This window comes from Paraburkholderia sp. J11-2, from assembly GCF_905220185.1.
Taxonomy (GTDB): Bacteria; Pseudomonadota; Gammaproteobacteria; order Burkholderiales; family Burkholderiaceae; genus Paraburkholderia.
On the sequence record NZ_CAJMYY010000042.1, the window covers coordinates 1 to 12255 of the forward strand.

The 12255-nt window shown below is 63.2% G+C and carries 11 protein-coding genes and 1 pseudogene; 11 read left to right on the forward strand and 1 reads right to left on the reverse strand.

Annotated features, from left to right (window positions below; genetic code table 11):
- Window positions 1-478 precede the first annotated feature (478 nt).
- The 11 genes from U5A57_RS37515 to U5A57_RS37565 all read left to right on the forward strand — a co-directional run bounded on the left by U5A57_RS37515 (window position 479) and on the right by U5A57_RS37565 (window position 11872).
- Window positions 479-685 (forward strand): DUF1016 N-terminal domain-containing protein, encoded by a 207-nt coding sequence (locus U5A57_RS37515; protein WP_321917083.1) that lies wholly within the window; start codon window positions 479-481, stop codon window positions 683-685.
- Between the two features lie 745 nt (window positions 686-1430).
- Window positions 1431-3128: a 5-guanidino-2-oxopentanoate decarboxylase gene (locus U5A57_RS37520; RefSeq protein WP_321916996.1), complete on the forward strand. Its 1698-nt coding sequence runs from the start codon at window positions 1431-1433 to the stop codon at window positions 3126-3128.
- A complete protein-coding gene (locus U5A57_RS37525) occupies window positions 3125-4645 on the forward strand; it encodes an aldehyde dehydrogenase family protein (protein ID WP_321916998.1) in 1521 nt (506 codons plus the stop codon). The genes U5A57_RS37520 and U5A57_RS37525 overlap by 4 nt, the downstream gene beginning before the upstream one ends.
- A gap of 135 nt (window positions 4646-4780) precedes the next feature.
- Window positions 4781-5878: an ABC transporter substrate-binding protein gene (locus tag U5A57_RS37530; RefSeq protein ID WP_321916999.1), complete on the forward strand. Its 1098-nt coding sequence runs from the start codon at window positions 4781-4783 to the stop codon at window positions 5876-5878.
- Window positions 5879-5883: 5 nt separating this feature from the next.
- A complete protein-coding gene (locus U5A57_RS37535) occupies window positions 5884-6810 on the forward strand; it encodes an ABC transporter permease (protein ID WP_321917001.1) in 927 nt (308 codons plus the stop codon).
- Window positions 6807-7649, forward strand: a complete 843-nt coding sequence (locus U5A57_RS37540) for an ABC transporter permease (RefSeq protein WP_321917002.1) — start codon at window positions 6807-6809, stop codon at window positions 7647-7649. Before U5A57_RS37535 ends, U5A57_RS37540 begins: the two co-directional genes overlap by 4 nt.
- 37 nt (window positions 7650-7686) lie before the next feature.
- Window positions 7687-8760 carry an ABC transporter ATP-binding protein gene (locus U5A57_RS37545; RefSeq protein WP_321917004.1) on the forward strand — a complete coding sequence of 358 codons (1074 nt, stop codon included), beginning with the start codon at window positions 7687-7689 and terminating at the stop codon, window positions 8758-8760.
- 44 nt (window positions 8761-8804) lie between these two features.
- Window positions 8805-9629, forward strand: a complete 825-nt coding sequence (locus U5A57_RS37550) for a transporter substrate-binding domain-containing protein (protein ID WP_321917005.1) — start codon at window positions 8805-8807, stop codon at window positions 9627-9629.
- Window positions 9630-9672: 43 nt separating this feature from the next.
- Complete coding sequence (locus U5A57_RS37555) at window positions 9673-10434, forward strand: amino acid ABC transporter permease (protein ID WP_321917007.1); 762 nt, start codon at window positions 9673-9675, stop codon at window positions 10432-10434.
- Window positions 10434-11090, forward strand: coding sequence for an amino acid ABC transporter permease (locus tag U5A57_RS37560; RefSeq protein WP_321917009.1), 657 nt, complete (start codon window positions 10434-10436; stop codon window positions 11088-11090). The genes U5A57_RS37555 and U5A57_RS37560 overlap by 1 nt, the downstream gene beginning before the upstream one ends.
- Window positions 11091-11146: 56 nt before the next feature.
- Window positions 11147-11872: an amino acid ABC transporter ATP-binding protein gene (locus tag U5A57_RS37565; protein WP_321917011.1), complete on the forward strand. Its 726-nt coding sequence runs from the start codon at window positions 11147-11149 to the stop codon at window positions 11870-11872.
- Between the two features lie 61 nt (window positions 11873-11933).
- On the opposite strand, the pseudogene U5A57_RS37570 reads toward U5A57_RS37565, so the two are convergent.
- A pseudogene (locus U5A57_RS37570) lies at window positions 11934-12191 on the reverse strand (acetate--CoA ligase family protein); the annotation flags it as partial.
- Between the last annotated feature and the right edge of the window lie 64 nt (window positions 12192-12255).

Below are 12255 nucleotides of genomic sequence, written 5' to 3' on the forward strand. Positions count from 1 at the left end.
TGGCATCGGGTTGCACCACAGGCGTATTATTCATGCGCACCTCCTATGTGCATGAACCATGCACATAGTCTGCCATATTTCCCGCACGGACATAGCTTCAGACGGACATTCTGTCCCTGAAATTTTAATAGAAGGAATATGCCCCCGCACGCGGGCAGGCTCGTCCAGTGCCTCAACTGGTGTGAGGCAGTCCAAAACAACGGTCTGAATAATTAATTAACATAATGTTTTCTGGCGCTATCATCCAGCCCCATCAAGACGACTGCGGGTTGCGGTAGTCAAGCTTGACGGCACCGATCGGCGGCGCGAAGCCAGGAATGCATGTCAGATGACCTCAAAAAACCTCGCTGCGAGTGAAGATTACCGCCGCTGGCTGTACGAGTTGAAGCTGCGCGTCGAGCGTGCAACTGCGAACTGACTAAGCTGTACTGGTAGCCAGGGATGGGGAGCCGGCATCGTCGAACAGCTTGCACGTGACCTGAAGGTCGCCTTTCCGGATATGCGGGGTTTCTCGCCGCGCAACCTGAAACACATGCGCGCGCTCGCCCAAGCCTGGCCGGACCCGCAATTTGTGCAGCAGCCTGCTAAACAATTGCCCTGGCGGCACCTTTGCACCTTGCCTGACAAGGTCAAGGACCCCGTCCAACGCGATTGGTACTCCACCAAGACGCTCGAACACGGTTGATCGAGGGCTATGCTCGTCGCGCAGGTCGAAACGGATGCATGTAGCCGGGCTGGCAATGCTGTTACGAATGTCGCCGAACGCCTGCCTCCACACCTCAATCCGCTCTTGCCCGAGAAGCATTGAAGGATCCCCACATCTTTAATTTCCTGGCGTTGGCGGAAGGCGCTCAGGAGCGCGCGGAACCAGCTTGCCGAGCATCCATCAGATCGAGGCCGAATTGCGCCCTGATCTTCCGGGCACCGCGGCACAGTCTTCGTTGATCAGCAGCTTGTCTTTCTGGCCATCCTCGAGGGAACAGGACGGACCATCTCCGCTTGAACCGCCGAACCGAATTGCCCAAGCGTCAACTGGATGATGGGGCGCGATTCTTATATTCGTTGAAAAATTTTGGGCAACTTTGTCTGTCTGCGTTCGAGCCAAATCGCCAATCGACGATCTCCGCAGGTCTTGGCACGCCATCTTCGGCATGGGTTTCTCGTTGTTAACGCCCCCACGCACCCCGATGCGCGTGAAGAAATCCACCATACGGGTTTTCATCAGTCCATGAGGCAAGTTCATGCACCTCATGAAAACTTATCGATTGTTCGCACCCACGCCGGCGCTGAAAATGGCCTCAGCAAAACGGTGTACATGCTCAAGGCTAGTGGACTGGCATCCATCGCGCGTGCATGCGCCCCTGAGCAGGTATCGGGCAATATCCACCGGCACCCCTGCCGGCTCACACCAGACAGGAACGCGACAACCGATGAATTACCCCGACAACCCTGCCCGCCTGGATGAGGCCGGCAATCGCACGACGAATCGGCTGCCTATACCCGATCAAACCTGTGGCGAAGCACTGGTCTCCCTACTCGAGGCGTATGGCGTCGAATACGTGTTTGGGATTCCCGGCGTGCATACAGTCGAACTGTATCGGGGCCTCGCAGCCTCGGCGATCCGGCACGTGACGCCACGCCACGAACAAGGCGCGGGCTTCATGGCCGACGGTTATGCGCGTGTGACCGGCAAGCCGGGCGTGTGCTTCATCATTACCGGACCGGGCATGACGAACATCGCAACGGCGATGGCCCAGGCCTACTCCGACTCGATCCCGATGCTCGTGATTTCGAGCGTCAACGCGCGACGCGAGTTGGGCACGGGAGCCGGACGTCTGCACGAGCTACCGTCACAGCGCGACGTATTCGCGGGTCTTGCGGCGTTCTCTCACACGCTTTTCGATGCCGCCGAATTGCCTGAGGTTCTGGCCCGCGCGTTCGCCGTATTCGAAAGCGCGCGGCCAAGGCCGGTGCACATCGAAATCCCCCTCGATGTGATCGTTGCGCCGGCGCCCCGCGTTCCCGGCCGCCGCGCCGCATTGCCAGCGAGACCCGCGGCGAGTGCAGCCGCCCTCGCCGCGGCCGCCGACCTGCTTGCCAGTGCGCGCCGGCCGCTGATCCTCGCGGGTGGCGGAGCGGTAGGCGCCGCGGCGGAACTGCGTGAACTTGCCGAACGCCTGCAGGCGCCAGTCGCACTCACGACCAATGCCAAGGGCCTGCTGCCCCCTTCCCATGCGCTGCTGGTTGGCTCGACGCAGTCGTTGCCACCCACCCGCGCATTGATCCGGGAAGCGGACGTGGTGCTCGCGGTGGGCACCGAACTGGGCGAAACCGACTATGACGTGGTGTTCGATGGAGGCTTCGCGATCGACGGCCGCCTGATCCGCATTGATATCGACGCTCAGCAACTGGCGCGCAACTTCCGTGCGGACGTGCCTATCACAAGCGACGCACAACAGGCGCTTGGCAGTCTCTCGATGAGGCTGCATGAACGCACGGTGCGCGCCGGGGAAGGCGGCGACTGGGGGGCGGCCCGCGTGGCGGCCGTTCGCGGCGCGCTTGCCGCTACGTGGGATGCCCCAACGATTGCGCAGCGGCGCCTCATCGACACCATCGTCGACGCGCTCCCCGACGTCATCATCGCCGGGGATTCGACGAGTCCCGTCTACGCCGGCAACTTCGTGCATGACGCACCGGCACCGCGCTCCTGGTTCAATTCGTCGACCGGCTACGGGACGCTCGGCTACGGCCTGCCCGCCGCCATCGGCGCCAAGCTCGCGGCACCTGAGCGACCCGTCGTATGCCTGATCGGCGACGGCGGACTGCAGTTCACGTTACCAGAACTCGCGAGCGCAGTTGAAGCGAGAGTCCCGGCCGTCGTGGTGCTGTGGAACAACTTCGGCTATGGCGAGATCCGTAAGTACATGACTGCACGCAACATCGTTCCGGTTGGCGTCGACATTCATACGCCCGACTTCATCGCGCTCGCGCGCGGCTTTGGATGCGCTGCCTGCCAGGCAGACAGCCCCGACTCCCTGGCCGCGCAACTGCGGCTCGCGGCGGTGCGTGATGTACCGACGGTGATCGAGGTCAGCGAAGCCGAATGGTTTGCAAAGGTGCCGGCATGAACGCCGAAACTTTAGCGCGGGCGGCTCTAGAGCCATCAGGCTCGCTGCGCACCCAGCTCTATATCGACGGCTGCTGGTGCGCGGCAGAAACCAGGCGCCGTCTGCCTGTCGTCAATCCGTCGACTGAGCAGATCATTGCCGAGGTCGAGGCCGCCGGCCCCGATGACGTCGATTGCGCGGTACGGGCCGCGGCCCGTGCGCTGCCTGCCTGGAAGCGCACGACTGGTACCGCACGGGCGTCTGTCCTTCGGGCGATCGCGCACGGCGTCGAGGCGCGTCGCGCCTGTCTCGCCTCGCTTCAGTCGCTGAACAACGGCAAACCCTTGGCCGAGGCGCAGATCGATGTCGATGACGTCGTCGCCACGTTCAACTACTACGCGGAGCTCGCGGAACAACTGGCTCAAACCGGCGCATCCGGCGTAGCGATACCCAGCAGCGCCTACCAGGCGCAGATCCGCCGAGAACCGGCCGGCGTAGTCGCGCTGATCGTGCCGTGGAACTTCCCGATGGTGACCACCGCCTGGAAGCTCGCGCCGGCGCTCGCCGCGGGCTGCACCGTGGTGCTGAAACCCTCCGAGGTGACGCCGCTGCCCGAACTGGAGCTTGCCGCCATCATCGAGCAGGCCGGTGTACCTCGCGGCGTCGTGAACGTCCTGACCGGCACCGGAACGGAGGTCGGCGCCCCCCTTGCGGCGCACCCGCTCGTTGCGAAGGTCTCGTTCACGGGCAGCACCGCTGTGGGTACGCAAGTGATGAAGACAGCAGCCGATACGATCAAGGGCGTCGGGCTCGAACTCGGCGGCAAGTCGTCAATCATCGTGTTCGCGGACGCGGACCTCGAGCTGGCCGCCGATCTCGTCATGGCGGGCGGATTCTTCAATGCGGGGCAGATGTGTTCTGCGACGTCGCGCGTGCTCGTCGAGCGATCGGTCCAGGCCGAGCTTGTCGCTCGTCTCGCCGATCGTGCGACGCGCACCGTGGTCGGCGATCCGTTCACGGCAGGTGTGCAAATGGGGCCGCTCACGAATCGCACCCAGTATGAGCGCGTCAAGCGATTCATCGAGCGCGGCAAAGCCGACGGCGCGCGCCTCGTCATCGAGGGCGAGGCGCCGGCCGGTCCCGGATACTTCGTGAAGCCGACGATATTTGTCGACGTCCCGGTCGACAGCGTGTTGTGGCGCGAGGAGATCTTCGGGCCTGTGCTCTGCGTGCGCAGCTTCGACACGGACGAAGCGGCCGTCTGCGCCGCGAACGACACCGAGTTTGGCCTCGTCGCGACGATCGTCACCGGGGACGCCGAACGCGGCAAAAAGATCGCCGGCGAACTCGAAGCCGGCGTCGTCTGGATCAATGCACCACAATTGATCTTTCCTCAGACCTCATGGGGCGGCTACAAGCGCAGCAGCGTTGGCCGCGAACTGGGTCCGTTCGGGCTCGCGGCGTTCCAGGAAATCAAACAAATCCTGATGCCAGCAGCGGAGCCGCCTCGCGCGGCGCAGAACAGCGGCGGCGCATGAGCTTACATCATGGCGCGCATGCAGAGATTTCGTTTGCTGCGTGTTTTTGACCCACCTACAGTTGATTGACCCGCCGCGTTACCGAATGGCGGCCAGAGCGGACACCCAGACACACGATTGATCCAGGAGACAATCATGCAGGACTCCAAATTGACTAGAAGGCAAGCCATCAAGACTTTGGGGGCTGCGCTGGCAGTGTCCGCGCTGCCGATGCCGTTTATCCGCACCGCGAAGGCACAGGAGAAGCACTTTGCCGGCAAGACGCTGCGACTGCTGACGTGGTCCGACGACACCGGTGCTGCCGCCCTGCGCAACATAGCCAACACATTCAGCGCGAAAACCGGCGCGCAGGTGATCGCCGACCGCGCGGACGGCACCTCCGGCATGGTCGCCAAGGTGAAAGCCTCCGGCGATCGGCCGACCTACGATGTGATCACGCTGGCCGGCGTCGGCGCGTCGGGTCTCGGCGAAGCTGGCCTTCTGACGAAGCCGGACCTGGACAAGCTGCCGAACCTCAAGGAGGTCGCGCCGCAGTACCGCACGGGCGCGAACGGATTCGGCGTGGGCTACCTGCTCTGGTCGGACGGGCTGATCTACAACACGTCGACCGTCAAGGCGCCTCCCGCGAGCTACGAGGCGCTATGGGATCCGAAATATTCAGGACGCCTGTTCCTGCCGCCACCCGAATGGGCCGAGGCCGTGGATCTCGCGATCATCGCGGCGAAGATGAACGGGGGCTCGCAGCAGAACATCGAACCTGGGTTCGCGAAGCTCGCGCAACTGAAGGATCGCGTCATGACGCTCGGCGAGAACCCGAACCAGGTGGCCGACCTGTTCCGCACCGGCTCGCTCGATATCGGCGGCATCTATTCCCCGGCGTTCTTCCCCGATCAGATCCGCAAGCCGGAGTACAAGATGGGCGTGACCTACGGCATGAAGGAGGGCTTCGCGACCCAGTTGATGTTCACGGTGATTCCGAAGGCGCACCCCGGTGACATTGACCTGATTCACGCGTTCATCAACCATTCGCTCGATGCGGGCGTCCAGGGCCGCATGGCCGCGGACGTGCTCAACGGTCCCGTGAACGGCAAAGCGATGATCCCGGCGGAAAGCCGTGCGTTCGTGCCCTCGCCCCAGCAGATTGCCGAGAAAGCGGTGCTGCACGACGACAAGGCGCTGGCCGCCGTTCAGTCCGCGTGGATCAAGCGCTATACCGAGCTCTTTGCGGCCTGACGGTCATGCCAACACTCTCTTCGAGCCGCGCGGGCGCAGCGGCTTCCAGCGACGACGCCCGCGCGCAACACGACATGCCGCCTGCGCTTCCCCGCGTGCCGCCGTTGCTGCTGCTCGCGCCCATTCTCGCGTTTCTCGCCGTGCTCGTCGCCGCCACGATCGTAGTCCTGCGCATGAGCTTCGGCGTATCGGGCAACGAGTGGCATACGTGGACGCTGCAAAACTATGCGGACCTCGGCGACACGTACTTCCTGCGCTCGCTGTGGCTCACGCTCAAGCTCGCGTTCCAGAGCATGGTGTGCGCCGTGGTGCTCGCGATTCCGGTCGCGCTGGCCATGGCGCGCACGCAGTCGCGGCTCGCGCGGCGGCTCCTGCTGGCCGGTGTGCTGTTGCCGCTGCTCGTCAACCTGCTGCTGCAGGGTTACGGCTGGCTCGTCATGCTCGGGCCGGCGGGGCTCGTCAATCACGTGCTGCTGTCCGCCGGGGTCATCCAGCGGCCGATACTGTGGCTGTATCGCGAGAACGGCGTGCTGCTCGGCCTGATCCAGACCGCGTTCCCGCTCGCCGTACTGCCGATATCGAGCGCCATGCGTGCGATCTCGCAGTCGTACGAAGAGGCGGCGGCGACCCTGGGTGCCACGCGCTGGCAGACGCTGCGCCACGTCATGCTGCCGCTCGCCATGCCGGGGCTCGTGTCCGGCGCGCTGCTCGTGTTCGCGTATAACGCGAGCGCATTCGCGGTGCCGCTGCTGCTCGGCGGACGCCGTGTACCGATGCTTGCCGTGCTCGTGCACGACCAGGTCGCACCGCTGCTGAACTGGCCCGCCGCGTCGGCATCGGGCGTCGTGCTGATGGTCGCGACGCTCACGGTGATGGCGATCTCGCAGCGGCTCGCACACAGACTCCAACGTCATGGGGAGTCCCGCGCATGAGCACCCTTCGTATTCCCGCGACGATGCCCGGCCGGCTCGGGCGAGTCACCAGTCTCCTTGCGACGATCGTGCTCTTTCTCGCCGCATTGCCGATACTGACGTTGATCACCATGTCGTTCGGCAATTCAGACACGCTCGAATTTCCGCCGCAGAGCCTCAGCCTGCGCTGGTATCACGCGGCGTGGCACACGTTCGTGTCGCCAGACGCGGGGGACGCGCTTTCGATGGGCACCGCGTTGACGACCAGCCTAATCGTCGCCGTCTCGACGATGCTGATCGCAACCGCCGTATCGGTGCCGGCTGCGTATGCGCTGTCGCGCTACCGCTTTCGCGGCAAGGCAATCGTCGAGCAACTGGTCGCGCTGCCGCTCGTGTATCCGCTGGTGATGCTGGGCCTTTCGCTCCTGCTGGTCTTCAATGTGTTGCCGACGGACCTCGGCGTGCTTCGGCTCATCATCGCGCACGTGATCCTCGCCCTGCCGTTCACCGTGAAGAATTGTGCGGCATCGGTCGCGTCAGTCGGCGCCGAGTTCGAGGAAGCGGCATTCGTGATGGGCGCAAGTCCGCATCGCGCACTCCTCGATGTCGTGCTCCCGCTCATGCGACCCGGCATCCTGGCCGGCATGCTGTTCGCGTTCATCATCTCGTTCAACGAATTCACGGTGACGTTCTTTCTGTACAGCATCAACACGATGACGTTGCCCGTGTGGCTCTACAGCCGGACCGTCTCTTCGCTGGACCCGACCGTGTTCTCGTTCGCCGCTGTGATCGTGATGGTCGACTTTGCTCTGATCTGGCTGCTGGAAAAGCTCGTCGGCGACAAAGGCGTCGCAATCTGATCCGCGCCCGTACATGAATGCGCAATAAGGAGTTCTCATGACCCAACTCTCACTCCAGGCCGTCACGAAGCGCTTCCACAACACGTTTGCCGTCGATCACGTCGACCTGAGCGTCGCGGACGGCAAACTGGTCTCTTTCCTCGGACCGTCCGGTTGCGGCAAAACGACGTTGCTGCGGATGATCGCGGGGCTCGAGACGCCGACCTCGGGCTCCGTGATGTTCTCGAACCGCGATCTGACCCACGTGCCAGCGAACCGGCGCGACTTCGGCATGGTGTTCCAGTCACTCGCGCTGTTCCCGCACATGACCGTCGCCGAGAACGTCGCGTATCCGTTACGACTGCGCGGCGTCGAGCGCGGCGCACAGGCGAAGCGCGTCGCCGAACTGCTCGAGATGATCCAGCTCCCGCATATGACCAACCGGCCCGTTACGCAGCTCTCGGGCGGGCAGCGGCAGCGCGTCGCGATCGCACGTGCGATCGCCTCGGCGCCCAGACTGCTGCTGCTCGACGAGCCGCTGTCGGCACTGGATGCGAAGCTTCGCGAAGCGATGCAGGTCGAGATCCGCTTGTTGCAGCAGCGGCTTGGCATCACGACGATCATGGTCACGCACGACCAGCGCGAAGCGATGACGATGGCCGACGAGATCGTCGTGATGGAAAATGGCCGCATTGCACAGGTCGGCAGGCCTCTCGACATCTACCGCGATCCCGTCAATGAATTCGTCGCCGACTTTATCGGTCTCGGCAACATCCTGCCGGTGACGCTCGATGGCACCGACCGGATCGCACTGCCCGGCGGCCGGACGATCGCCGTGAGCGCCGCCTCGCGTGCGCGGGGCCCGGCAGGCGACATCCGCCTGCTGATCCGGCCCGAGGACATCTGTGTGCGCCCCGCGGCTTCGCCCCCGGGGGCGAATACGGTTGCCGGCAAGGTCTTGTTCGTGCGCGATGTGGGCGCATCGATCGAGGCGACGATCGACTGCGACGGCTTCACGCTGACTGCGGCGACAACGCCGCGCGAGACGCCCGACATCGCGATCGGCATACCGGTGCTTGCGGAGTTGCCAGCCCACGCCTGCAGGCTGATTGCGGCGCGCAGCGTCCACTGAACGCTATTTCCCCTCAATAGAGCAGTCACAGGAGCCATACCGTCATGAACACCCCGGCCTTTATCACTCTTCCCATGCAGCGCCTGCTGGCGCGCACTGCAGCCTGCGTGGCGCTTACCGGCATGGCCGGCCTCTGCACGTTCGCCCCGCTCGCGCATGCCGACGCGCTCGATACGATCGCGAAATCGGGCGTCGTGCGCATCGGCGTCTTTGAGGACTATCCGCCATTTGGTTCGATCGGCCCCGACATGAAGCCGCAAGGCTACGACATCGATGTGGCCAACCTGATCGGCAAGGCGCTGAACGCGAAAGTGGAACTCGTACAGGTGACAGGCGACAACCGCATGGCGTACCTCGCGGATCACAAGACCGACCTGCTGCTTTCGGTTGGCCAGACCCCTGAGCGCGCCAAGGTGATCGACTTCTCGCAGCCTTACGCGCCCTACTATCTCGCGGTATTCGGCCCCAAGTCGCTGCCCGTGAAGAATGCGGCAGACCTGGCCGGCAAGACGGTTGCTGTCGCGCGCGGCACACTCGAAGACCTGAGCGTGTCGAAAGTGGCTCCGCCCACTGCGACCATCAAGCGCTTTGACGATCCGAACGGCGCGATCTCCGCGTTTCTGTCCGGTCAGGCGCAATTGCTCGTGGTTGGCAACGACGTCGGCGCAACCATCATGGCGCGTCATCCGGCCAACGATCCCGAACAGAAGTTCTCGCTCTTCAGTTCGCCGGATCACGTCGGCATGAACAAGAACGAGCCACGCCTGATGCAGAAAGTCGACGAGGCCATCGCCACTTCGAAGAAAGACGGCACGATGAATGCGATTTCGCAGAAGTGGCTGCGCGCTCCGCTGCCGACGAATCTTTAATGTTGGACGTGTTTTCCTCCCCTGAAATACGGAAGGCGCCGCGATGACCTATACGTTTGATTTCAGTGACTTCGGTCTGTACGCGGGCATGCTCGCGCGTGGCGTCGAGGTAACGCTTGGCCTCACGGCCGTCTCCACGATACTGGGCGGCGTGGTCGGCATCGTGGGCGCGAGCATTGCCGTCGCGGGACCGAAGTGGAGCCGCGCGTTGATTGCGTCCTATGTCGAGCTGATACGCAATACGCCTTTTCTCGTGCAGCTCTTTTTCGTATTTTTCGGACTGCCGAGTCTTGGGGTACAGATCGACGAGATGCAGGCGGCGGTATTGGCCATGACGGTCAATCTGGGCGCCTACGCGACGGAGATCGTGCGTGCCGGCATCGACTCGATTCCGCGCGGGCAGAGTCAGGCTGCGATGGCGCTCGGCCTGCGGGGCCGCCAGGTGTTCCGCTACGTCGTGCTGCCTCAGGCGCTTGCCAACGTCTTCCCGGCGCTGCTCGGCCAGGTGTTGATCGTCATGCTCGGTTCCGCCGTCGTGTCTCAGATCTCGGTGCCCGACCTGACCTACGCAGCAAACTATATCCAGTCGCGCAATTTCCGCTCGTTCGAGAGCTACGTGATCGTCACAGTCATCTATCTCCTGCTCTCCATCGTGATGCGGCTGTTGATCAACCGGCTGGGCAAAGGCCTCTTTGCTGGCAAGGCGCTTCGCGGCGCGGGCAGCACACCGCGCGGGCGTCTGCGCACACTGCTTTCGTTGCGCGCCCGCGCGGCAGCCTCCCCTCTTCCAACGGAGCGTTCGTAATGGTCGAGTTCACCTTATGGGACATCGCGCGCAATCTGCTGTTCGCCGCGCGCTGGACGGTCCTGCTTTCGCTCGCTGCCTTCGTCGGCGGTGGTTTTACGGGTCTCGTGCTGCTGGCAATGCGAGTGTCGCCGGTGCCGTGGCTGAGACGCGTCGTGATGCTGTACGTCGAGGTGTTTCAAGGCACCCCGCTGCTGATGCAGTTGTTTCTCGGATTCTTCGGCTTGCCTCTGCTCGGTGTCGACGTGTCGCCCTGGCTCGCCGCCACCGTGACGCTCACGTTGTATACGGGCGCTTATCTTGCCGACATCTGGCGCGGGTGTGTCGATGCCATACCGCGAGGGCAATGGGCGGCGTCGGCCAGTCTCGGTATGACGTGGCCCCAGCAGTTGCGCTACGTCGTGTGGCCGCAGGCCTGGAAGATCGCCGTGCCGCCCACCGTCGGCTTTCTTGTGCAGGTCGTGAAGAGCACCGCGCTGACGTCGATCATCGGGCTCACCGAGTTGACCAAGACCGGCACCATGATCACGAACGCCGCGTTCCGTCCGTTCCCGATCTACGCGATGGTCGCGCTGCTGTACTTCGCGATGTGCTTTCCGCTTACCTGGTACGCGCGCTCGCTCGAGCATCGCTACCAGGCCGGCCGGCATCGGTGAAATCAACGTAAAAACGCGACACTGCCTAGCCAACACTCCCAGACGCAGGTTTCAAAATGATCTCTATCAGCAATGTTTCCAAGTGGTATGGTCAGTTTCAGGTGCTGACCGACTGTACAACTGAAGTGAAAAAGGGCGAAGTGGTCGTCGTATGCGGCCCGTCGGGCTCTGGCAAATCTACGCTCATCAAGACGGTCAATGGACTTGAGCCGTTCCAGAGCGGCGAGATCAGGATCAACGGCGAGTCAGTGGGCGATCGAAAGACCAACCTCTCCCGGCTGCGCTCGAAAGTCGGGATGGTTTTTCAGCACTTCGAACTGTTTCCGCACATGTCGATTACGGGGAACCTGACGCTGGCGCAAATGAAGGTCCTGGGCAGAGGGCGTGATGAGGCGGCCGACAAGGCACTACGGCTACTGCACCGCGTTGGCCTGCGCGCCCATGCGGACAAGTATCCCGCTCAGCTCTCCGGCGGACAGCAGCAGCGTGTGGCGATTGCCCGCGCGTTGTCGATGGATCCCATTGCGATGCTGTTCGACGAGCCGACTTCCGCACTCGATCCTGAGATGATCAATGAGGTTCTGGACGTGATGGTAGAACTGGCGCAGGAAGGCATGACGATGATGTGCGTGACGCACGAGATGGGCTTCGCCAGGAAGGTCGCGCATCGGGTGATCTTCATGGATCGCGGGAATATCGTGGAAGACGACCTCAAGGAGGCGTTCTTTGAGCGCCCGAAATCCGACCGCGCGAAGGATTTCCTCTCGAAGATACTGCACTAGCGCGAGCAGGAATATCGACCGGCCGAGGCCGGTCGTCATCTGCTACGAACTGTGTGATTTTTCAGCCCGCGTGGCTTGTGTCTGCAAGAACGGCAACGCCATCTGCCACCCGCACGCCCTGCCCTTCGGCAAGCACGAAGATCGGGTTGATTTCTGCCTCGAGCAGCGTATCGCCGAGTAACGCGATCTGCGAGAAAGCTACGATCGCCGACGCGAACGCGGAAACATCGCCATTCTGCCGCCCGCGACAACCATCGAGCAAAGGCCCTGTTTTCAGCTCGCGAATCATCACGTTCGCTTCGTCGAGCGAGAGTCCCGACCCGCGGTCAACGCGCCACATCGTCGCGTGTTGCTGACGTCCAAAGGCGCCAGCGGTCCTCTTC

Bases quoted from the DNA above. Each gene is read 5' to 3' on its own strand.
- U5A57_RS37530 (WP_321916999.1), top strand. From the start codon at position 4,781: ATGCAGGACTCCAAATTGACTAGAAGGCAAGCCATCAAGACTTTGGGG.
- U5A57_RS37525 (WP_321916998.1), top strand. From the start codon at position 3,125: ATGAACGCCGAAACTTTAGCGCGGGCGGCTCTAGAGCCATCAGGCTCG.
- U5A57_RS37560 (WP_321917009.1), top strand. From the start codon at position 10,434: ATGGTCGAGTTCACCTTATGGGACATCGCGCGCAATCTGCTGTTCGCC.
- U5A57_RS37540 (WP_321917002.1), top strand. From the start codon at position 6,807: ATGAGCACCCTTCGTATTCCCGCGACGATGCCCGGCCGGCTCGGGCGA.
- U5A57_RS37550 (WP_321917005.1), top strand. From the start codon at position 8,805: ATGAACACCCCGGCCTTTATCACTCTTCCCATGCAGCGCCTGCTGGCG.
- U5A57_RS37555 (WP_321917007.1), top strand. From the start codon at position 9,673: ATGACCTATACGTTTGATTTCAGTGACTTCGGTCTGTACGCGGGCATG.
- U5A57_RS37545 (WP_321917004.1), top strand. From the start codon at position 7,687: ATGACCCAACTCTCACTCCAGGCCGTCACGAAGCGCTTCCACAACACG.
- U5A57_RS37535 (WP_321917001.1), top strand. From the start codon at position 5,884: ATGCCAACACTCTCTTCGAGCCGCGCGGGCGCAGCGGCTTCCAGCGAC.
- U5A57_RS37520 (WP_321916996.1), top strand. From the start codon at position 1,431: ATGAATTACCCCGACAACCCTGCCCGCCTGGATGAGGCCGGCAATCGC.
- U5A57_RS37565 (WP_321917011.1), top strand. From the start codon at position 11,147: ATGATCTCTATCAGCAATGTTTCCAAGTGGTATGGTCAGTTTCAGGTG.